The organism is Streptomyces saintjeani (genome assembly GCF_055409605.1).
The window spans coordinates 7,562,242-7,582,909 of the sequence record NZ_CP189624.1 but is presented as its reverse complement, the minus strand read 5'-3'; the positions used below and the strand labels follow the sequence as shown (position 1 = coordinate 7,582,909).

Genomic DNA, 20,668 nt, shown 5'->3' with positions numbered 1-20,668 from the left:
CTCGGAGCGTCACAGGTTGGTGAGGTCCACCGGAATCCGCGCCTCGGCGCCGTCCCGCAGGATCGTCGCCTCGATGAGGCCGTAGGGCCGGTCGGCGGCGAAGTACACCTCGTTGTCGTTCTTCAGCCCGAACGGCTTCAGGTCCACGAGGAAATGGTGCTTGTTGGGCAGCGAGAAGCGGATCTCGTCGATCTCCGGCCGGTGTTCGACGACCCGCGCACCCATCGCGTACAGCGTCTGCTGGAGGGAGAGCGAGTACGTCTCGGCGAACGCCTCCAGGATGTGCCGCTTCGTCTCCTCGTACGACTCCTGCCAGTTCGGCGACTCCCCTTCCGCGCCGGACCAGTTGAAGCGCCAGCGGGCGGTGACGTCGGTCGCGAGGATACGGTCGTACGCCTCGGGGAGGGTCGTGTACTGGTCCTTGACGTAGCCCCAGAACTCGGAGTTGGTCGAGTTGAGGACGGTGAGGTCCTTCAGGCCGGACACGATCTCCCATGACGAACCGTCAAATGTCACCTGGGTCAGGCGGGTTTCCTGTCCCTTGCGGACGAAGGAGTGCTCCCCCTCCCCCGCGTTCGCGATCCGCTCCCACGCGAACTCCTCGATGCGGACCCGGGCTTGGTGGATCGTCTCCTGCGAGGCGACGAAGTGCCGCGCGAGGTCGATGCCGAACTGCTCGGCGGAGTCGATGCCGTACTCCTTGGCGAACGCGTACACCGTGTTCTTCGTGGTGTCGGTCGGCAGGACGCTCGCGTTGGAGCCGGAGTAGTGGACCTCGGTCATGTCGCCGCTGAGGGAGACGGAGACGTTCAGGTCCCTGATGTGGTGCGTGGCGCCGTCGCGGACGACGCGGACGACTCGGGTCTCGGCCTTGCCGTACTGGTTCTGGCCGAGCAGTGCGCGGGTCATGGGTCCTAGCTCCCTCGGTAGACGGAGTAGCCGAACGGATTCAGCAGCAGCGGTACGTGGTAGTGCTCGCCGGGTGCGACCGCGAACGCGACCGCGACCTCGGGGAAGAACTCGGTGTCGGTCTCGAAGACGAGGCGGGCGTGGACGGTGCCCTCGGGCAGCGGCGGGAAGTCCTTGCAGCGGCCGTCGGCGTCGGTCACCGACTCGCCGACCGGCCACCAGTCGCCCTCGGCACGCGCGGACAGCCGCACGGCGACGCCGGTGGCCGGGCGGCCGGCCGAGGTGTCCAGGATGTGTGTGGACACGGTGCTGGTCATGCGGGATCACCTTCGACGAGTCGTACGAGCCTGATGCGGTTGATCCTGCCGAGTTCCCCCCGGACGATCTCGCGTTCGCGCTCCGGCGTGTTCCCGATCCGTTCCCGGGCGGCGTCGCGCAGCTGTGTCCCGGTGCGGCCGGTCGCGCAGATCAGGAAGACGTGGCCGAAACGTTCCTGGTAGGCGAGGTTCAGTTCGAGCATCTCGGCCCGTACGGCGGCGTCGGCGTCCGTCATCCCGCGCTGTTCGCGCGCCGATGCCGGGTCGCCGGAGCGGGGGCGGCCTATCGCCGGGTGCCCGGCGAGCGCCTCGTCCAGGCCGGTGTCGTCGAGATCGTGTGCGGCGGCCTCGCCGGCGTCGTACAGGGCTTCGGGGGTCGGGTACGGGCGGGCCGCGAGGACCCGGTCGGCCCAGGACGTCGCCGCGCACACCTCGTGGAGGGCGGCGCGGGCGGCCGGCTCGGGGAGGGTGTTGAGGCGGGCCAGGCCCGGGGGTGGGGTCGTCACGGCGTCAGCTAACGCCGTCGCACGAACGTTCGTCAACAGTTTGTTGAAAATTCTGGGTTACACGCGTGGCCGCCGCCGGAAGCGCAACCGAATGCGACCTTTCAGGCGCCTTTCTCCCGATTCAGGTAGTTGTAGACCGTGAACCGGCTCACCCCGAGCGCGCTCGCCACCGTCTCCACCCCGTGCCGCACCGTGAACGCACCCCGCGCCTCCAGCGTCCGCACGATCTCCTGTTTCGCCTTGCGGTCGAGTTGTGCAAGCGGTTTCCCGAGTTTTCTCTCCATCGCGGCGAGGATGTGGTCGAGGGAGTCGGCGAGCTGCGGGAGGCGTACGGCTACGGCGTCAGCGCCGGACCAGGTGAGGACGACGTCGTCGGGGCCCGCCTCGTCGGCCGGGACCAGCTCGCCGCCGATCGCGTCGACCAGGGGTTTCACGGCCGTGATGAAGTCGCCGGAATCGCTCGCGGCGGGGTCGTTCACGGCGGGGTCGCTCGCAACGGGGTCGCTCACAGCGGGGTCGCTCACAGCGGGGTCGCTCACGCCCCCTCCCCGGCGTTCTCCCCGAGGACGTTGACCTGGAGCGAGACGCGGGTGGCACCGGCCCGGAGCGCCTCGCGCAGCACGGCGTCCACCGCGCTCAGGACGGCCGGCGCGTCCCCCTCGGCCGTGTTGCCGAACGGGCCCACGTCGACGGCGTCCAGCTCCGCCGCGTCCAGCGCCTTGCGGGCCGCGAGCGCGTGGGCGGGCACCTCGTCGAGGTCGAAGGGCTCGGTCGTGAACTCCACTCTCAATCGCACGCGCTCAACCTAACGCGCCCCGCCGCCGGCGCGGCAGCCCTCACTTCGGGCGCCTGCGCCGGGCCCGCTGCTTCGGTGCCGCCGGGTCGCGTACGACGGCGGGTGCCGGGCCCGTCCGGTGGCCCGTGCAGCGCGGGCACCAGTAGCCGATGCCGCCCGGGTAGAACGTCCACCCCATCGCGTCGATGTGGGGAACCGCCTTGCCCGACTCGTGCATGATGTGGCCCATCAGGTCCTGCTCGATGTCGGGGCCCGGTTCCGTGATGACCAGTTCGAACACGGCGCGCGCCTCGCAGTCGAGGCGGTCGCAGCGCAGGTAGAAGCGCACGGGGCCGGGTGCCTTGCCGTCGGTCATCAGACTCATGCGACCACTGTCCCGGACGGGGGCGGGCGCCCGCAGGGGGTTGCCGAGGCCGTCCGGAAACATGGCGCCTTTCCTCCGTGTGCCAGAATCCCCTTTCCGGTATACGAAACACTTCGGTACGTCCCTGAGGGTGTCGATGAGGGTGTCGATGAGCTTCCCCGACCGGCGGTACACCGTCAACGTCTCGATCCTCTTCACCCACCTCCCCCTTCTCGAACGTCCGGCGGCCGTTGCCGCAAGCGGTTTCAGCAACGTCGAGCTGTGGTGGCCGTGGCCGGACACCCCGACGCCGGACCGGTCCGAACTCGACGCCCTGCGCGGGGCGATCACCGACGCGGGCGTCCGCCTCACCGGCCTCAACTTCTACTCCGGCCGGCTCCCCGGCCCCGACCGGGGCGCCCTCTCCCTCCCCGGCGCCGAGTCCGACCGCTTCCGCGCCAACGTCGACGTCGCCGCCGACTTCGCCGGTTCCCTGAGCTGCGGCACCCTCAACGCGCCGTACGGCAACCGGGTCGAGGGCGTCGACCCCGCCGAACAGGACGCGCTGGCACTGGAGAACCTCACGTACGCGGCGCGGGCCGCGCACCGGGTCGGCGCGGTCCTGCTGATCGAGGCGCTCAACCGGGTCGAGTCACCGAGGTATCCCCTGCTGAGCGCGGAGGCCGCCGTGGAGGTCGTGAACCAGGTCAACTCCCTTACGGGACTGGGGAACGCGCGCTTCCTGATGGACCTCTACCACCTCGGAACGAACGGCGCGGACGTCCCGACGATGATCGACAGGTACGCCCCCGTCACCGGCCACGTCCAGCTCGCCGACGCCCCGGGACGCGGGGCACCGGGCACGGGTTCGCTGCCACTGAGGGCCTGGCTGGACCGGCTGACGGTGGCCGGATACGACGGGCTCGTGAGCCTGGAGTACAAGGCGGACGCGGAGGCGTTCAGCTGGATGGCACGCTGACCGTGGCTCACACCCACTGCAGAGATCGTTCGGCGCTGTCCAACAGGTCCTTGTAGGTGAGCACCTCGACCCGCGCGAGATGTGAATTGAACGTCCGCAGGGCCTCGTTGATCTCCTCCTCAGGCACATCTGGATGCAGCCCGGGATGGCCTACGAGCACCAGGGCGCTGGCCCGCCGGGTCTCTATGCCGAATTCCTCGTGAATGCGCTGCCGATGCTCGTCCAGTCCGACGAGGTAGTTGACCGCCTGTCCGACGGCATCGTGGACCGGCGCCGCCGGGACCCAGGCATTGCGGTACCGCTTGACGAAAGGGTCCTTGAGGCTCATGGAGCGCTTCAACTCCACGACGTGCAGAGCGCCGTCTGCGCGGATCAGAGGAATGTCCATCTCGTCACCAGGCACGAGCCGGCGGTGAGCAGCCTCACCGATGTATCTGCCGCCGAAGATCCAGTGGTTGCCTTCGAGGGCTCGCTGAAGATCGGCCTCTTTGGCCGTACGGTCCTCGATGACGAGACGGAGAGCACGAAGGCTTGCGGTGCGGCGCTGCAACTCGGCGGCTTGAAGCACAAGTCGTCCCTCCTTGTCAGCGGCAAGCACGGCCAGCGCCTCGGGGGAAACAGCAATCCGGCGAGCCGCCTCCTCGGGGTGCTCGATCTCGATGCGGTCACTCCTCAGCAACCGCTCCATCCACAACGCGATCTCGGCTCTCCCTCTGGGGATCACGTACCGGCCGGGCCGATCCTCAGGAGCTTGGAGAAACGCGGCGTCCTCGCCCTGTGCGCGGAAGTTCTCCACCACTTCCTCGACGCTCGCTTCCGGGTGTTCTCTCACGTAGGCCCTGACGTGCTCGACCAGCCATCCGTGCATCGACTGCACCGTGCTGGCCGTGAAGTCACGGGACCGCTCCTTGCGCGCCCCGTCCTGAAAGAGGCGGTAACGCTCCGCGAAATCCGGCTGGAGAATCCGCCCCTCTGCGTAATCCAACGAGTCCTGTAGCAATCGCACAACCTGCCACTCCCCCACGAGAGCCGCCCTACCCCGGGCCGCCTCCAGCAACCGCACGAGTTCTTTGCTCTGTCTGCGCCTCCTACCACCTCCGCTGTGCATGTACGTGAAGATCGATTCCAGCCCCTCCCGCACCCCTTCGTCGACCGCCTGCTTGAGGACCTCTCTCAACTGCCATTCCAGGGTCATGTCGCTTCGCGTAGGCATACATGCATGGTGCACGTCCCCACTGACAACCTCCCCGAGCCGCCAAGCGCCTTGGACCGGCAGCACACCAGAAGCCTGATACCTGCGCATAAATGCGTTACCGCACCCGTCGTAGCAGCCGTACGGCAACCTCAAATGAACCTCTGAAGAAGCGTCGAGGGGCTTCAACCTGGCGGGAAACAGGGCACATTGAGTTCAGCGGGTCCTGCCGGAACGGGGGTGGCGGGTCCTGCTGACGGGGGACGGCTCGCGGCCGGGACACGGGGGAAACCGGCCGCGAGCGCCGTCGCCGGCCTAGCCTCCGTACGTCTCCCGCAGTTCGACCTTCCGGACCTTCCCCGACACCGTCATCGGGAACGCGTCCAGGATCCGCACCCGGCTCGGGATCTTGTAGTGGGCCAGGCGCCCCGCGCAGTAGCCCCGGATCTCGTCCAGCGTCGGCGGGTCGCCCGCGTCGTGGGGGATGACGCAGGCCAGGACCTCTTCGCCGTACGTCTCGTGGGGGACGCCGACGATCTGGACGTCGCGGATCTTCGGGTGGGCGTAGAGGAACTCCTCGACCTCGCGCGGGTAGATGTTCTCGCCGCCCCTGATGATCATGTCCTTGATGCGGCCGACGATCTCCACGTAGCCGTCCTCGCGCATCACGCCCAGGTCGCCGGTGTGCATCCAGCGGCCGGCGTCGATGGACTCGGCGGTCTTCTCCGGCTCGTTCCAGTAGCCGAGCATCACGCTGTAGCCCCGTGTGCACAACTCGCCCGCGCGGCCCCGGGGTTGGGTCACACCGGTCGCGGGGTCGACGATCTTCACCTCGACGTGGGGAAGGACCCGGCCGACGGTCGCCGTGCGGTGTTCGAGGTCGTCGTCGCGCCGCGTCTGGAGGGAGACCGGGGACGTCTCGGTCATGCCGTAGCAGATGGAGACCTCGGCCATGTGCATCTCGGCGACGACGCGTTTCATGACCTCGACGGGGCAGGGGGAGCCGGCCATGATGCCGGTGCGCAGGGTCGTGAGGTCGTAGGCGGCGAAGTCGGGGAGGTTCAACTCCGCGATGAACATGGTCGGTACGCCGTAGAGGGACGTGCAGCGTTCCCGCTGGACCGCATGGAGGGTGGCGGCGGGGTCGAAGGACGGGGCGGGGATGACGACGCAGGCGCCGTGCGACGTGGCCGCCAGGTTGCCCATGACCATGCCGAAGCAGTGGTAGAAGGGCACGGGTACGCAGATCCGGTCCCGCTCGTCGTACCCCAGCGACTCCCCCACGAAGTACCCGTTGTTGAGGATGTTGTGGTGCGAGAGCGTGGCGCCCTTGGGGAACCCCGTCGTGCCGGACGTGTACTGGATGTTGATCGGGTCGTCGCAGGACAACTCGGCCTCGCGGGCGAGGAGTTCACCGCGCGGTACGGGTCCGCCGCGCGCGACGAACTCCTCCCAGCCGGGGTCCCCGAAGTACACCGCTTCCCTCAGCTCCGGGCAACGGCCCCGGACTTGCTCGACCATCGCCCGGTAGTCACTGCCCTTGTGCGCGACCGAGGCGAACAGCAGCGAGACCCCGGCCTGGTCGAGGACGTACGCGACCTCGTGCGTGCGGTACGCGGGGTTGATGTTCACCAGGACCGCGCCGGTCCTGGCGGTCGCGTACTGCACCAGCACCCACTCGGGGGTGTTGACCGCCCACACCCCGACCCGGTCCCCCCTGCCGACCCCGCTCGCGAGCAGCGCGCACGCCAACTCCTCGACGTCGGCGGCGAATTCGGCGTACGTCCAGCGCCGCCCGGACGGCACGTCGACAAGCGCCTCCCGGGAGCCCCAGCGGGCCACGGCACGGTCGAGGTCGGCGCCGATGGTGTCACCGAGGAGAGGGACGGACCCGGCGCCGTGGGCATAGGACCCGGCCCCCGGCTTCACCGGAAGTCCTCCTCCCGGTACTCGTTCTCCGACCCCTCCGCCGTGGCCTCCCGAAGCTCTATCCGCCGGATCTTCCCCGACACCGTCTTCGGCAACGGCGCGAACTCCAGCCGCTTGATCCGCTTGTAGGGCGCGAGCACCTTGCGGGAGTGCGCGAACAGCGCCGCGGCCGTCCCGGGACCGGCCTCCCACCCCGCCGCGAGCACCACGTACGCCTTGGGCACGGACAGCCGCACCGGGTCCGGCGCCGGTACCACCGCCGCCTCGGCCACCGCCTCGTGCTCCAGCAGCGCGCTCTCCAGCTCGAACGGCGAGATCTTGTAGTCGCTGGCCTTGAACACGTCGTCGCTGCGCCCGATGTACGTCAGGTACCCGTCCGCGTCGCGGGAGGCGACGTCCCCGGTGCGGTAGTAGCCGCCCGCCATCGCCTCGGCCGTACGGTCCGCGTCCCCGTGGTACCCGGTCATGAGCCCGACGGGCCGCCCGGCGAGGTCGAGCGCGATCTCCCCCTCGGTGACGCCGGGAGCGCCGGAGACGGGGTCGAGCAGCTCGACCTTGTAGCCGGGGCTGGGCCGCCCCATGGAGCCCGTCTTGAGGGGCTGCCCGGGGCTGTTGGCGATCTGGACGGCCGTCTCGGTCTGCCCGAACCCGTCCCGGATCGTGAGCCCCCAGGCCCGCCGCACCTGCTCTATCACTTCGGGGTTGAGGGGTTCCCCGGCGGCGACGGCCTCGCGCGGCGGCGTGCGCAACTGGGTCAGGTCCGCCTGGATGAGCATCCGCCAGACGGTCGGCGGCGCGCAGAAGGTCGTCACCCCGGCCCGGTCCATCTCCGCCATCAGCCGACTCGCGTCGAACCGGGCGTAGTTGAAGATGAAGACGGTCGCCTCGGCGTTCCAGGGGGCGAAGAGGTTGGACCAGGCGTGCTTGGCCCAGCCGGGCGAGGAGATGTTGAGGTGGACGTCGCCGGGCTTGAGGCCGATCCAGTACATGGTGGCCAAGTGCCCGATGGGGTAGGACGCGTGGGTGTGTTCGACGAGCTTGGGGCGGGCGGTGGTGCCGGAGGTGAAGTAGAGCATCAGCGGGTCGTCGGCGAGGGTCTCCCCGTCGGGGGTGAACTCGGCGGACGCGGCGTCGGCGTCGGCGTACCCGTGCCAGCCCTCGACCGGCTCGCCGACCGCGATCTTCGTGTAACGGCCGGACACCTCTGCGAACTTGGCGGCGTCGGTGGAGCGGACGATCACGTGCCGGACGCGGCCCCGTTCGACGCGGTCGCGCAGATCCGCCGGGCCCAGCAAGGGAGTTGCCGGGATGACAACGGCGCGCAGCTTCATCGCGGCGAGGGCGATCTCCCACAACTCGGCCTGGTTGCCCAGCATCACGAGGACACGGTCCTCGGCGCGCACGCCCCGCGCGCGCAGCCAGTTCGCGACCTGGTTCGAGCGGTGCGCCAACTCGGCGAAGGACAGCTTCTGTTCGGAGCCGTCCTCCTCGACGATGTGCAGCGCGGTGCGGTCGTTGCCGTCGGCGATCGCGTCGAACCAGTCGAGCGCCCAGTTGAAGCGTTCGGGGCGCGGCCACGCGAACCCGGCGTACGCGGCGGCGTAGTCCTCGCGGTGGGCGAGCAGGAAGTCCCGGGCTCTGCGGAATTCCGTGGCGGAACCGGCATGGGCGGCAGACGAGTTGGAATCGGCGGAAACCCGCACGGAGAACGAATCCTTCGTCACCATCTGCACTCCTTCGATCCACGGAGAGTGTTCCTCCGGTTCACTCCCGCTCCGTACCGGTCCATTGCCCGGCGGCACTCTGCCATCGTGTAATCCGTGATGCAGGTCTCACTACCCCCGAACGGGGGTGTGCGCGGCGACGGAGCCGTAGAAAGAGGCGGGTGCAGGGTGGCAGCGGACGCGTCGGGAACGATGGAGATTCATGGCGCGCTCGTCCGGCTGCGGCGGACCACCGGCTTGCCGGTGACGTTCGGCGGGCCGGTCGAGCTGGGCCAGCGGCGGATGCGGATCACGGAGATGAGCGGCGCGGACACGACCTCGCTGCGCGGCCTCGCGGTGACGGCCGGCTACGGCCTCGGCGGCAAGACGCTGGCCCTCGCGCGGCCCATCGCGGTGAGCGACTACTCGGTCTCGCGGCAGATCAGCCACGAGTACGACGTGGCGGTCGCCGAGGAGGGCATCCGCTCGGTGCTGGCGGTGCCGATCGTGGTGCGCCGCCGGGTGCGCGGCGTGCTGTACGGGGCGCTGCGCACCGCGATGCCGCTGGGCGACCGGACGCTGGTCGCGGCGGTGGACGTGGCCCGGGACGTCGAGCAGGCGCTGGTGGTGCAGGACGAGGCGCAGGCCCTGCTGGAGGCGGCGCGGCCGGTCGTGGAGCCGGGGCGCCCGGCGGACGCGGCGCACTGGGAGCAGGTCCGGGAGGCGCACGCGGCGCTGCGCGCGCTGGCCCCGCGCATCACGGACCCGCAGCTGCGGGCGGAACTTCTCGCCGCGTGCGGCCTGCTGACATTGAGCGCCGAGCAGGCGGAAACCGTAGAAAGCGGTACCACGCTCGCGCCGCGCGAGCTGGACGTCCTCGCCTGTGTGGCGGCCGGCGCGACCAACGCGCTGACCGCCGAGCGGCTCGGGCTGCGGCCGGAGACGGTCAAGGGCTATCTGCGGTCGGCGATGCGCAGGCTGGGGGCGCGGACCCGGGGCGAGGCGGTCGTCGCGGCGCGGCGGGCGGGGCTGTTGCCCTGAGTGGGAGAGTTGGTTTCCGGACAGGGAAGGGGTGGCCGGTGTGAACCGTCGCGGACGGGAGGGCGCGCGCCGTCCTGAGCCCTCCCCTGAGCCTCGGACGTACACAGCTCATTCAGGCCACCGCTTACTGAATTTCCTCATGCCGTCGGTTGTTGTCTCCCTCACCCGGATGTCCCTCCGAATATCAAAGGGACGTTGCCTAGAATTTGCCCCGCACACGACACTCGGAGGGGAGCGGTGACCGTGCGACGGGACTTCAAGGAGTCTGCCCGATGCCGCCCCGACCTGGTCATCGGCAGGGACGAGCTGTGGACGTCGGCCCGCGACCAGCTCGCGCGGGGCGGCAGCGTGCTGCTCCACGGGCCGGCCGGAATCGGGAAATCGACGGTGCTGCGCGCTCTGGCGACGGATTACGGCGAGAGCGCGCACACGGTTCTGCGCTGCTCGGCGACCGAGTCCGAATCCCACCTCCCGTTCCTGGCCCTCGCCGACCTCTTCGGCCTGGTCCTCGACGACGTGGCCGCCGCCCTGCCCGCCGCCCAGCGCACGGCGCTCGAATCGGCGCTCACCGGGCGCGGCGAGTCCACCCTCCAGCGCGACGGCCTCGCCCTGCGCCTCGCCGTCCTGTCGGCGCTGCGCCAGCTCGCCACACGCGGCCGGGTCCTGGTCGTCGCGGACGACATGCAGTGGCTGGATCCCGCCAGTGCCGAACTCCTCGGGTTCGCGGCACGCCGGCTCGGCGACACCCCCGTACAGCTCCTGTGCGCGGTCCGTACGGAGGGGCAGGAGTACGACCGGCAGCTGCGGCAGTCGCCGCCGGACACGCTCGCGATCCGGCTGAACGCGCTCTCGCGCGCGCACGTGTCCGCGCTCCTCGACCACCGCGGCTACACGGAGCTGCCCCGTTCCACGGTCCGCGACATCCACCGCACCAGCGGCGGCAACCCCCTGTACGCGCTGGAGCTGGGCCGCGCCCTGAGCGAGATGCCGACGGCCCCGCGCCCCGGCGAGCCGCTGCCGGTGCCGACCTCGCTGCGCGCGCTGGTGCTGTCCCGCCTCGACATGCTGTCCGCCGAGGCGCGCCGCACCCTGCTGGTCGCCAGCGCGGGCGCGCGGCCGACGCTGGCCCTGCTGCACGCGGCGGGCCGGGAGAACGCCGAGGCCCAGACCGCGCAGGCCGCCGCGCTGGGCCTGCTCGCGACGGAGCCGGAGGGCCCGGCCGTACGGTTCGCGCACCCGCTGATCTCGGCCGCGCTGTACGCGGAGGCGCCCGCGCAGGACCGGCGGGCCGCGCACGCGGCGCTGTCCACGGCCGCCTCCGACCCCATCGAGCGCGCCCGCCACCTCGCGCTGGCGACGACCGGTACGGACCCGGAGGTCGCCGACCGGCTCTCCGAGGCCGCCGCCCTCGCCCGCGACCGGGGCGCCCCCTCGGTCGCCGCCTCGCTCGGGCTGCTCGCCGCCCGGCACACCCCGCCGGACGCCGCGCCCTCCCCTGACGAGCGGCGCCTTGAGGCGGGCGAGGACGCGATCACCGCCGGGGAGGCCGACTTCGCGCGGGACATCGCGCACGACGTGCTGGCCCGGGTCACCGCGCCCGCCGACCGGGTGCGCGCCTGGATGATCGTCATCGAGTCCGCCGGGCAGGCCCTCGGCGAGGTCGACGCGGTCTTCCCGAAGGTCCTCGCCGACGCGGGCGACGACCCCCGCCTCCTCGCCCTCGTCCACTATCAACTGGCCTGGCGGGGCCTGGTCGTCGACGGCGAGTTCCCCGAGGCCCGTCGGCAGTCCGCGCACGCCGCCGAACTCGCCGAGCGCGGCGGGGACCGCCGTACGGAGCTGATGGCGCTGTCCCTCCAGGCGTCCACCGAAACCCTGATGGGGCATCCGGACGCGCCCGCGACCATCAAGAAGGCGCTCAGGGAACCGCAGTTCGCGGATGTCGCCTGCCATCACAACGGGCCCGCGATGGCGCGGTTCCGCTGGCTGCTGATGAGCGACCAGCTGCCCGAGGCGCGCACGACGATCACCGCGCTGCTGCGGGAGGTGCAGCGGCGGGGCGTCGTCGAGAGCGAGGTGCACTTCCAGCGGTTCCTCGCCGAGACCGAACTGCGCTCCGGGCACTGCGGGCGCGCCCTCGACCTGGCCCGCGAGTCCCTGCGCCTCGCGCGCGACTCCGGGATCGGGCTCGGCGCCTCCGCGATGCTGACGTCCCAGGCCGAGGCGTCCGGCGGCGACGTCGAACGCGCCCTGGAACTCGCCCGCGAGGCCGCCGGACGCGCCGAGGGCGACGGCGACCAGATGTACCTGTCCAAGGCCCTCGCCTCCCTGGGGTACGCCCAGTTGGTCGCCGACGACGCCGCCGGGGCCGTCCAGTCGCTGCGCCGGGTACGGGAGCTGGAGCAGGGGCTCGGCATCACCGACCCCGCGCGCGGGCGCTGGCAGGGCGACCTCGCCGAGGCCCTCGTGCGGGTCGGGGAGGCCGCCGAGGCGCAGGACGTCATCGACGTCACCCGCGAACACGCCGTACGGCTCGGCCGCGAGAGCATCATCGCCGTCCTCGACCGCGCCGAGGCCCTGGTGCGCGCCGCGCGCGGCGACCACGACACCGCCCTCGCCCAACTGACGTCCGTCCAGGACCGGCTGGCGAAACTCGGGTACGCGCTGGAGGAGGCCCGCGCCGCGTTCGCGCTGGCCCGGCTGCGCACGCGGCGGCCCGGGCCGACGTCGTACGACGAGGCCGCGCGCCTCTTCCGGCGGTGCCGGGCCGTGCCCTGGCTGCGGCAGGTCGACGCGGCCCTCGCGTCCGGCGTCGAGACGCCCGCTCTCGTGGAGCGGGCGCCCGCCGCCGACGCGCTGGAGGGGCTCGCCTCGATGGAGCGGCAGGTCGCCGCGCTCGTCATGGAGGGCGCCACCAACCGGGAGATCGCCGCCCGGCTGTTCATCAGCGTCAAGACCGTGGAGGCGACGTTGACGCGCGTCTACCGCAAGCTCGGGATCCGCTCACGGGTGGACATCGTGCGGCTCGCGGCGGGGCGCCGGGCCACCTGACGGACCGGCGGGTTAACTGCCACCAGCGGTTCGCCACGCGGACACCGAGGGTTTTCCCTGTCCGGGTCCCCTAGGGGGTTCCCTCATTGGGGTGAGGGTGTGACGGGCCATAGGTTCGGTGACGTGCCGCTCGCCCGGGCACACGGGGGTCGGTCCCGCGGCCCCCGTGCACAACTCCCCCACAGCACCCGCGCGTACTCCCCACTGCCCCCTCCCCCACGAGGAGACACCTTGTCCGCGCTCCACCGTGCAAGAAAGGCCGCCGCCGCCCTGGCGGCGACCGCCGCAGCGGCAGCCACGATGCTGCTCGGCACCCCGTCGGCATCGGCAGCACCCCAGCCGATCGTCGGCGGTACGACGACCACCACCACGTCGTATCCGTTCATGATGCAGATCACGGACGCCTCGCAGAACCAGTTCTGCGGCGGCACCCTCGTCTCCGCGACGAAGGTCGTGACCGCGGCGCACTGCATGGTCGGCGAGACCACGAGCAGTGTGCGGGTGGTCGGCGGCCGGACCTATCTGAACGGCACGAACGGCACTGTCAGCCAGGTCAGCGACATCTGGATCCACCCGAGTTACACCGATGCCACCAATGGCGATGACGTCGCTGTCCTCACCCTGGCGACCTCGATGCCGTACACCACGGCACCGTACGTCTCCTCCTCCCAGACGAGCGTGTACGCGGCCGGCACCACCGCACGCATCCTCGGCTGGGGCACCACGTCCGAGAACGGCAGCTCCTCCAACCAGCTGCGGACCGCGACCGTCCCGGTCGTGTCCGACTCCAGTTGCGGCAGTTCGTACGGTTCGGACTTCGTCCAGTCCGACATGGTTTGCGCCGGATACACCTCCGGCGGCACAGACACCTGCCAGGGCGACAGCGGCGGTCCCCTGCTCATCGGGGGCGTCCTGGCAGGGATCACTTCCTGGGGAGAGGGGTGTGCGGAGGCCGGTTACCCGGGTGTCTACACCCGGCTGACCACCTTCTCCTCCCTCGTCACTTCCGAGGTCACCTCGTAGAGGTACCCCAGGAGCAAGACCAGGGGGCGCTGCGGGCCTCCACGAGCGGCCCGCAACGCCCCCTGTCCATGCGCCGGTTCCACCGGGGGCTACGGGATCACCGTGCCGAAGCGGATGTCGTACGGCGTTCCCGGGTGCATCACCGTCAGCATTCGCGCCGCTTCCCGGGTGACCGCCTCCCGGTCCGTCTTCGTGAGGTGCCCGAACGGCTGGACGGTGAGGATGCCTTCCGTCAGTTTCCATACGCCCGCGAGGAAGCCGTCGACGAGGAACGTCGGGTGGGAGACGTTGCCGACCCACGTGCGGCCCCAGTACTCGGGCGGGATGATCCGGGTGCGGTCGGCGTGGGAGAGGAGGAGGTTGTCGAACTCGGGGAGGAAGCGGGGCGGCGCCGGGGTCCGCGGGTCGGGGCGGGGGGCTTCGGGGAGGTCGAACAGCTCGGTGCCGTGGGCGTCGCGGAAGGTCAGCAGCTCCAGCTTCTCGAACGCCGGGCGCAGCCGGGTCAGGCCCGCCCAGGTCTGCATGTCCTTCACGGAGGCGGGGCCGAAGGCGGCGAGGTAGCGCCGGACCAGCGCGGCGGCGTCGTACGACGTGTCCGCCGATCTGCCCAGCCAGTGCTCGGACGTCGTCAGCGCGACCTGGCCGCTCTCGCCCCAGACGCCGCGCGGCGTGACCTGCACCAACGGCAGCAGACAGCGCGCGGCGATCCCCAGCGACCGGGGGTCCGCGTCCGGCCACCGTCCGGCCAGGGCCTCGCGGAGTTCCTTCGGCGTGCGGGGCCTCTCCTCGACCAGGTCGCGGGCGAGCGCGGTGAGGCGGTCGAGGTCCACGCCCGCTAGGGCGTGTTGCGGAAGTCCCGCCGTCCGCCCGGAGGGCGGGCCGAGCGGCGTCTGGTGCGTGCTCTCGGCGTGCCGGGCGGAAGCCCTCGTACTGGTTGTACGTGGGGTTTCGCCCGGTGCGGCGAGAGTGCGTGCCAGGCGTCGGGCGGCAGGCGGGACTTCCGCAACACGCCCTAGGCCCTTGCGGAACAGCTTCAGCTCCCGCTCCCGCGCGGGCTGCACGAACGGCCGCAGCGCGAGGCAGTCGGCGGCCGTGTGCGTGTGGATCGTCGAGCGCAGGGTGACGATGCGTACGGCTTCGCGGGAGGCCATGAGCCGGGCGAGGTCGGCCGGGGTGAAGGGGTCGAGGCGGGCGGCGAGGGCGTAGTACGGGGGCTTGACGTTCTGCGCCTGGAGGCCGACGAGGTGTTCGACGGCGGCGTGCGCCGTCATCGCCGACCGGCGCAGGAGGAGCTGGCGGGCGAGGGTGGCGCGGTTGAGGGCGCGAACGTCGAGCAGGCGGGGGACGGTCATGGGGTGCACGGTAGCCGCGATCGAGGACAGATCCTGTCCTCATTGCCGCCGCCCCGCGTTCCCCGCCCGCGCTCCCCTCCTCGCGTATATCCTGCCCGTGATCATCACGAAATAGGACAGAACCGACAGTGACGGGAGGCAGCCGCGATGCCCGAGCGACGCCGTGGCGCGAGGTTTCCCCGCAAGGAGGTCCGGCGGCCCGCGGGAGAGCCCGCCGGCGTGATCGACGCGGCCCTCTACCGGGACGGCGTCCGCGTCTCCTCCCCCGCCACCCTCGCCGACACCTACCGCGAACTGCGCGAACAGCCCGACAGCATGGCCTGGATCGGCCTCGCCCGGCCGACGGAGTCCGAACTCCACTCCCTGGCGACCGAGTTCGGCCTGCACCCCCTCGCCGTCGAGGACGCGAACGAGGCCCACCAGCGCCCCAAGCTCGAACGCTACGGCGACACCCTCTTCGTCGTCCTGCGCGCGGCCCGGTACCTGGACGCCCCCGAGGAGATCGACTTCGGCGAACTCCACGTCTTCCTGGGCCCCGGCTTCGTCCTGACGGTCCGCCACTCGGACGCGCCCGACCTCTCCGTCGTACGCCACCGCATGGAAGAGACCCCGGAGTTGCTGCGCCTCGGCCCGGAGGCCGTCCTCTACGCGATCCTCGACGCCGTCGTCGACGGCTACGTGCCCGTCGTCTCCGGCGTCCAGAACGACATCGACGAGATCGAGACGGAGGTCTTCCGGGGCGACCCCGAGGTCTCCCGCCGCATCTACGAACTCTCCCGCGAGATGGTCGAGTTCCAGCGCGCGACGCGTCCCCTGGTCGGGATGCTCCACGCGCTGATGGCCGGCTTCTCCAAGTACGGCACGGACGACGAACTCCAGCGCTACCTCCGCGACGTCGCCGACCACGTCACCCACACCAGCGAACGCGTCGACGGCTTCCGCCAGGCCCTCACGGAGATCCTCACGGTGAACGCGACGCTGGTGACGCAGCAGCAGAACGCGGAGATGCGGGCGCTGGCGGAAGCGGGCTTCGAGCAGAACGAGGAGGTCAAGAAGATCTCCTCGTGGGCGGCGATCCTCTTCGCGCCCACCCTCGTCGGCACGATCTACGGCATGAACTTCACCCACATGCCCGAACTGCGCTGGGCGCTCGGGTACCCGTTCGCCGTCGCGCTGATGGGCGTGGTGTGCGTGAGCCTGTACGTCGTCTTCAAGAAGCGCGACTGGCTGTAGCCGGCAAGGCGCCGACACCGTCTCCGGTGTCGGCGCCCCGGCTCTGCTCAGGGCCTGCTCAGGGCTTGCGGCCCACTCCGGCCCAGAGGATGTCGGACCGGTCCGAGTCCGCGGCGGCACCGGGCTGCGTCTCCTCGCGCCACTTCGACACCCAGGTCATCCCCGGTTCGACCAGTTCGAAGCCGTCGAGGAAGGCGGTGATCTCGGCGCGGGAGCGCATGTTCAGCTTGGTCGGTGACTCCTTGGTGACATGCTCCAGCTTCCGGGTCTCCGCCACCCGCAGTTCGTGCGTCGCGTGCGAGATCACCAGATAGCTGCCGGGGGCGGCCACGTCACGCAGCCGGCGCACCAGGCCGCCGGGGTCGTCCGTGTCCGGGAAGGCGTGCAGGACCGCCAGCATCAGGATGGCGACCGGCTCGTCGAAGTCCAGCAGCTTCCGTACGTCGGGGTGGTCGAGGATGGCGTCCAGGTTGCGGATGTCCTCCCGCAGGATCGCGCAGCCCGGCACCTCGGCCAGGATGCTCCGGCTGTGCGCCACCGCGACCTCGTCGAAGTCGACGTACACGATCCGGCTCTCCGGGGCCATCGCGAGCGCCACCTCGTGGACGTTGCCGGTCGCCGGGATGCCGGAACCGAGGTCCAGGAACTGCCGGACGCCGGAGTCGACCAGGAAGCGCACCGCACGCTGGAGGAAGGTGCGGTTCGCGCGCGCGTGGGCGGCCAGGTCGGGGGCCGCCTCCACCAGTTTGCGCGCCATCTCCCGGTCGACCTCGAAGTTGTGCGTGCCGCCCAGGACGTAGTCGTAGGCGCGCGCGGAGGAGGGTACGTCGATGTCCACGTTCTCGGGAGCCCAGCTCGGACGGTTCATGACATTGGTTCCTTCCGTCGGGAGTTGACGTACAGCCGGTCGGCTGCCACGGCGGTGCGGACGACGAGGAGGCCGGACCAGCAGGGGGCCGAACTCGCCGCCGTCGTCCGGGGACGCGACCGAGAAAACCGGCACGGCCCGCCGCCCCGTGCCCAACTCGGCCAGGATTCTCTTGAGTTCGCCTTCCGGCACGGGTCCGGTGACGGCGTGTATCTCATCGGTCGCGCGATGGAAACGGCCTGCCCATACGGTGATGCCGCGGGCCGCGAGTCCGGGGAGCAGCGCGCCCCGGGCGCCGGGGCGCCCCGCCTCGGCGCGGATCAGGAAGCGGGGAGGCGGCACGGACCGGTGCTCCCCGGCGAAGGCGGGCCCGCCGTGGCGGGCCCGGAGCGCGGCGGCGAGGTCCGCCAGGACCAGTCGCGCGGTCCGGTCCAGGTCGCTGCCCGCGCGAGGCAGGAGGAGGGTGCCGGCGGTGCCGGTCTCCACGAGCAGCCCGCTGGACCAGCCGGGCCACCAGCCGAACGGTCTGACGGCGGCGGTCACGAGTTCGGGCACCAGCCTGGGCCACACCCGCACCGACACCCGTCCGCCGACCCGCTCGCACTCGGACACCGCGCACGCCTCGCCCCCGCCCCGGTCCCGGCCCGGGTCCACGGTCACCTCGGCCGTGGTGGTGGCGGCTGCGAAGAGGGTCGAGGCCAGCCCCGCGTTGCGGTGGGCGACCGACTCGACCGTGCCCTCGGACGCCTGGGCGGGCACCGTCTCCCCGTGCCGGAGCCAGCCGACGACATGGCGTACGGAGTCCCCGGCGGGCAGCGCCCGTAACAGGTGCCGCAGGGACACCCCGAACCCGAGGGCGCCGTCCGTGTACAGACCCACTCCGTGAGCGGCGGCGAGGCCGCGCAGCCGGGGGCCCTCGGTGCCGACGAGGGCCGGGGAGACGGTGACCACCGAGGCGCCGGCCGCGATCGCCCGCTCCACGATCCGCGTCGCGGGCTCCGGCACCTGCACCGCCTCCACCACCACGTCGGGGCGGGAGAAATCGATCATGCGCAGGGCGGTGAACAGGACGGCGGGGTCCAGCCGCGGCAGTACGGACTGCATCCCGGAGAACTCCACCGGCCGTCCCACCAGGACCGAGAGCTCCGGCCGGGCCGCCTCCAGCCGGCGCATCAGCCGTGCGCCGAGCCGTCCGTGCGCCACGACGAGCACGCTCGCGGCGGGGGGCGGCCCGGCCCTCACCGGTCCCCCAGCTCATGGGGGAGCGCGAAGACCTGGTGCTCCTCGGCGGTGAGGACCAGCTCCACGTCGGTGAAGCCGCGCGCCGCGAGCCGGTCGAGGGTCTGGCGCACCAGCTCCTCCGGCGCCGAGGCACCGCTGGTGACACCGACGGTCCGGACGCCCTCCAGCCAGGAGTCGGCGATCTGCTCCGCGCGGTCCACCAGGTGCGCGGCGGGCGCGCCGTTCTCCAGGGCCACCTCCACCAGCCGAAGCGAGTTGGAGGAGTTGGCCGAGCCGATCACCACGATCAGCTGGCAGCGCGGCGCCAGAGCCTTGACGGCCGACTGACGGTTCTGGGTGGCGTAGCAGATATCGTCGCTGGGCGGGCCGACCAGGTCGGGGATGCGCTCGCGCAGCCGTTCCACCACCTCGGTCGTCTCGTCCACGGACAGGGTCGTCTGGGACAGCCAGGCCACCTTGCCCGGGTCCCGGACGGTGACCTGCTCCGCGTCGTCCGGCCCGTCGACCAGGTGGATCCGGTCGGGCGACTGTCCGAGCGTGCCGATCACCTCCTCGTGCCCCTCGTGGCCGATGAGCAGGATGTCGTAGCCCTGCCGGGCGAACCGCTGGGCCTCCCGGTGCACCTTGGTGACCAGGGGGCAGGTCGCGTCGATCACCCGCTGGCCGCGCTCCGCGGCCTCGGCGTGCACCGAGGGCGCCACCCCGTGCGCCGAGAGCACCAGGACGGCGCCCGGCGGCGCCTCCTCGGCCTCCTCCACGAACACCGCGCCCCTGCGTTCGAGTCCGGCGACCACGAAGAGGTTGTGGACGATCTGCTTGCGGACGTACACGGGGGGCCCGTACAGCTCCAGGGCCTTCTCGACGGTCGCGACCGCCCGCTCCACACCGGCGCAGAAGCCGCGCGGGGCCGCGAGCAGTACCCGTCCGGGCCCGTCCGGGGATGCGGTCACGCCCCGCCCCTCTCCGCGCCGGCCGACGGCACCGGCCCGAGCAGCCGGCCGGGGTCTGCCACGCCCCGTTCCTCGGCGAGCTTGAGCGCCTCCTCGATCAGGGTCTGGGCGATCTTCGACTCCGGTACGGTCCTGATCACCTCGCCCTTGACGAAGATCTGCCCCTTGCCGTTGCCGGCGGCGACCCCGAGGTCGGCCTCGCGGGCCTCGCCGGGACCGTTCACGACGCACCCCATGACGGCGACCCGCAGCGGCGCGGGGAAACCCTCCAGGGCGGCGTTGACCTCGTCGGCGAGCCGGTAGACGTCCACCTGGGCCCGGCCGCACGAGGGGCAGGAGACGATCTCCAGCCGGCGCTCGCGCAGCCCGAGCGACTCCAGGATCGCCGTGCCGACCTTGACCTCCTCCACGGGAGGGGCGGACAGGGAGACCCGGATGGTGTCCCCGATGCCTTCGGCCAGCAGCGCGCCGAACGCCACGCTCGACTTGACCGTGCCCTGGAACGCGGGACCGGCCTCCGTCACGCCGAGGTGCAGGGGGTAGTCGCACTGCCCGGCGAGCAGCCGGTACGCCTGGATCATCACCACCGGGTCGTGGTGCTTCACCGAGATCTTGATGTCCTGGAACCCGTGTTCCTCGAAGAGCGAGCACTCCCACAGCGCCGACTCGGCCAGCGCCTCCGGTGTCGCCCTGCCGTACTTGGCGAGCAGCCGCGGATCCAGCGATCCGGCGTTGACCCCGATCCTGATGGGTACGGCGGCGTCCTGGGCGGCGCGGGCGATGTCGCCGACCCGGTCGTCGAACTTCCTGATGTTGCCGGGATTCACCCGCACCGCCGCGCAGCCGGCGTCGATCGCCGCGAACACGTACTTCGGCTGGAAGTGGATGTCGGCGATCACCGGGATCCGCGACTTCCCCGCGATCGCGGGCAGCGCGTCGGCGTCGTCCTGCGAGGGAACCGCCACCCGCACGATCTGGCAGCCGGACGCGGTGAGTTCGGCGATCTGCTGAAGGGTCGCGTTCACGTCCGAGGTGACCGTGGTCGTCATCGACTGCACCGAGACCGGGGCACCGCCGCCGACCGGGACGCCGCCGACCATGACCTGGCGGCTCTTGCGGCGCGGGGCGAGGACCGGCCGCGCGGTCGGCAGCCCGACCGGCACCGGGTTCACGGCCGCTCCCTGTCCGCGGCCCTGCCCCGGCCGGGCGGTCCGCCTTCGTGGACTTCGCTCGG

The 20,668-nt window shown here is 71.4% G+C and carries 18 protein-coding genes; 5 read left to right on the top strand and 13 right to left on the bottom strand.

Annotated elements, in window-relative coordinates; translation table 11 throughout:
- Window positions 1-9: 9 nt before the first annotated feature.
- The 6 genes from pucL to ACQCO7_RS34325 all read right to left on the bottom strand — a co-directional run bounded on the left by pucL (window position 10) and on the right by ACQCO7_RS34325 (window position 2,892).
- On the bottom strand, window positions 10-909 hold the full coding sequence (pucL, locus tag ACQCO7_RS34350) for a factor-independent urate hydroxylase (RefSeq protein WP_464075460.1): 900 nt from the start codon (window positions 907-909) through the stop codon (window positions 10-12).
- A gap of 5 nt (window positions 910-914) precedes the next feature.
- Window positions 915-1,226 (bottom strand): hydroxyisourate hydrolase, encoded by a 312-nt coding sequence (uraH, locus tag ACQCO7_RS34345; protein WP_464075459.1) that lies wholly within the window; start codon window positions 1,224-1,226, stop codon window positions 915-917.
- Complete coding sequence (uraD, locus tag ACQCO7_RS34340; RefSeq protein ID WP_464075458.1) at window positions 1,223-1,732, bottom strand: 2-oxo-4-hydroxy-4-carboxy-5-ureidoimidazoline decarboxylase; 510 nt, start codon at window positions 1,730-1,732, stop codon at window positions 1,223-1,225. Before uraD ends, uraH begins: the two co-directional genes overlap by 4 nt.
- Window positions 1,733-1,833: 101 nt before the next feature.
- Window positions 1,834-2,211, bottom strand: coding sequence for a helix-turn-helix domain-containing protein (locus ACQCO7_RS34335; RefSeq protein ID WP_464077350.1), 378 nt, complete (start codon window positions 2,209-2,211; stop codon window positions 1,834-1,836).
- A 56-nt stretch (window positions 2,212-2,267) separates the two neighbouring features.
- Window positions 2,268-2,528 (bottom strand): YkoF family thiamine-binding protein, encoded by a 261-nt coding sequence (locus ACQCO7_RS34330; protein ID WP_464075457.1) that lies wholly within the window; start codon window positions 2,526-2,528, stop codon window positions 2,268-2,270.
- A 40-nt stretch (window positions 2,529-2,568) separates the two neighbouring features.
- A complete protein-coding gene (locus ACQCO7_RS34325) occupies window positions 2,569-2,892 on the bottom strand; it encodes a hypothetical protein (protein WP_464075456.1) in 324 nt (107 codons plus the stop codon).
- A gap of 148 nt (window positions 2,893-3,040) precedes the next feature.
- Between ACQCO7_RS34325 and ACQCO7_RS34320 the strand changes: the two genes are divergently transcribed.
- A complete protein-coding gene (locus ACQCO7_RS34320) occupies window positions 3,041-3,850 on the top strand; it encodes a TIM barrel protein (protein WP_464075455.1) in 810 nt (269 codons plus the stop codon).
- Between the two features lie 7 nt (window positions 3,851-3,857).
- On the opposite strand, the gene ACQCO7_RS34315 is transcribed toward ACQCO7_RS34320, so the two are convergent.
- The 3 genes from ACQCO7_RS34315 to ACQCO7_RS34305 form a co-directional block, all read right to left on the bottom strand.
- Window positions 3,858-5,045: a Shedu anti-phage system protein SduA domain-containing protein gene (locus ACQCO7_RS34315; protein ID WP_464075454.1), complete on the bottom strand. Its 1,188-nt coding sequence runs from the start codon at window positions 5,043-5,045 to the stop codon at window positions 3,858-3,860.
- A 312-nt stretch (window positions 5,046-5,357) separates the two neighbouring features.
- Window positions 5,358-6,971 carry an AMP-binding protein gene (locus ACQCO7_RS34310; protein WP_464075453.1) on the bottom strand — a complete coding sequence of 538 codons (1,614 nt, stop codon included), beginning with the start codon at window positions 6,969-6,971 and terminating at the stop codon, window positions 5,358-5,360.
- Entirely contained in the window at window positions 6,968-8,698 is a 1,731-nt protein-coding gene (locus tag ACQCO7_RS34305) for an AMP-binding protein (RefSeq protein WP_464075452.1), read from the bottom strand. The genes ACQCO7_RS34310 and ACQCO7_RS34305 overlap by 4 nt, the downstream gene beginning before the upstream one ends.
- Before the next feature lie 165 nt (window positions 8,699-8,863).
- Between ACQCO7_RS34305 and ACQCO7_RS34300 the strand changes: the two genes are divergently transcribed.
- From ACQCO7_RS34300 to ACQCO7_RS34290, 3 genes are all read left to right on the top strand, one after another.
- Window positions 8,864-9,715, top strand: a complete 852-nt coding sequence (locus tag ACQCO7_RS34300; RefSeq protein WP_464075451.1) for a helix-turn-helix transcriptional regulator — start codon at window positions 8,864-8,866, stop codon at window positions 9,713-9,715.
- A gap of 237 nt (window positions 9,716-9,952) precedes the next feature.
- Window positions 9,953-12,766: a helix-turn-helix transcriptional regulator gene (locus tag ACQCO7_RS34295; protein ID WP_464075450.1), complete on the top strand. Its 2,814-nt coding sequence runs from the start codon at window positions 9,953-9,955 to the stop codon at window positions 12,764-12,766.
- A gap of 231 nt (window positions 12,767-12,997) precedes the next feature.
- Window positions 12,998-13,789 carry a S1 family peptidase gene (locus ACQCO7_RS34290; protein WP_464075449.1) on the top strand — a complete coding sequence of 264 codons (792 nt, stop codon included), beginning with the start codon at window positions 12,998-13,000 and terminating at the stop codon, window positions 13,787-13,789.
- A gap of 89 nt (window positions 13,790-13,878) precedes the next feature.
- Here ACQCO7_RS34290 and ACQCO7_RS34285 read toward each other — a convergent pair whose 3' ends face one another.
- Window positions 13,879-15,141, bottom strand: a complete 1,263-nt coding sequence (locus ACQCO7_RS34285; RefSeq protein ID WP_464075448.1) for a winged helix DNA-binding domain-containing protein — start codon at window positions 15,139-15,141, stop codon at window positions 13,879-13,881.
- 147 nt (window positions 15,142-15,288) lie between these two features.
- Here ACQCO7_RS34285 and ACQCO7_RS34280 point away from each other — a divergent pair, with 147 nt between their 5' ends.
- On the top strand, window positions 15,289-16,374 hold the full coding sequence (locus ACQCO7_RS34280; protein WP_464075447.1) for a magnesium and cobalt transport protein CorA: 1,086 nt from the start codon (window positions 15,289-15,291) through the stop codon (window positions 16,372-16,374).
- A 58-nt stretch (window positions 16,375-16,432) separates the two neighbouring features.
- Here the strand turns inward: ACQCO7_RS34280 and ACQCO7_RS34275 are convergent, their stop codons facing one another.
- From ACQCO7_RS34275 to ispG, 3 genes are read right to left on the bottom strand one after another with little or no spacing between them, the layout of a single operon-like run.
- Window positions 16,433-18,445: an SAM-dependent methyltransferase gene (locus ACQCO7_RS34275; RefSeq protein WP_464075446.1), complete on the bottom strand. Its 2,013-nt coding sequence runs from the start codon at window positions 18,443-18,445 to the stop codon at window positions 16,433-16,435.
- A 35-nt stretch (window positions 18,446-18,480) separates the two neighbouring features.
- Window positions 18,481-19,434, bottom strand: a complete 954-nt coding sequence (locus ACQCO7_RS34270; protein WP_464075445.1) for a 4-hydroxy-3-methylbut-2-enyl diphosphate reductase — start codon at window positions 19,432-19,434, stop codon at window positions 18,481-18,483.
- Window positions 19,431-20,606: a flavodoxin-dependent (E)-4-hydroxy-3-methylbut-2-enyl-diphosphate synthase gene (gene ispG / locus ACQCO7_RS34265; protein WP_464075444.1), complete on the bottom strand. Its 1,176-nt coding sequence runs from the start codon at window positions 20,604-20,606 to the stop codon at window positions 19,431-19,433. Before ispG ends, ACQCO7_RS34270 begins: the two co-directional genes overlap by 4 nt.
- Window positions 20,607-20,668 lie beyond the last annotated feature (62 nt).

Excerpts from the sequence above, each read along its gene's own strand:
- pucL (WP_464075460.1), bottom strand. The coding sequence starts at position 909 with ATGACCCGCGCACTGCTCGGCCAGAACCAGTACGGCAAGGCCGAGACC.
- uraH (WP_464075459.1), bottom strand. The coding sequence starts at position 1,226 with ATGACCAGCACCGTGTCCACACACATCCTGGACACCTCGGCCGGCCGC.
- ACQCO7_RS34325 (WP_464075456.1), bottom strand. The coding sequence starts at position 2,892 with ATGAGTCTGATGACCGACGGCAAGGCACCCGGCCCCGTGCGCTTCTAC.
- ACQCO7_RS34320 (WP_464075455.1), top strand. The coding sequence starts at position 3,041 with ATGAGCTTCCCCGACCGGCGGTACACCGTCAACGTCTCGATCCTCTTC.
- ACQCO7_RS34315 (WP_464075454.1), bottom strand. The coding sequence starts at position 5,045 with ATGACCCTGGAATGGCAGTTGAGAGAGGTCCTCAAGCAGGCGGTCGAC.
- ACQCO7_RS34305 (WP_464075452.1), bottom strand. The coding sequence starts at position 8,698 with ATGGTGACGAAGGATTCGTTCTCCGTGCGGGTTTCCGCCGATTCCAAC.
- ACQCO7_RS34285 (WP_464075448.1), bottom strand. The coding sequence starts at position 15,141 with ATGACCGTCCCCCGCCTGCTCGACGTTCGCGCCCTCAACCGCGCCACC.
- ACQCO7_RS34280 (WP_464075447.1), top strand. The coding sequence starts at position 15,289 with ATGCCCGAGCGACGCCGTGGCGCGAGGTTTCCCCGCAAGGAGGTCCGG.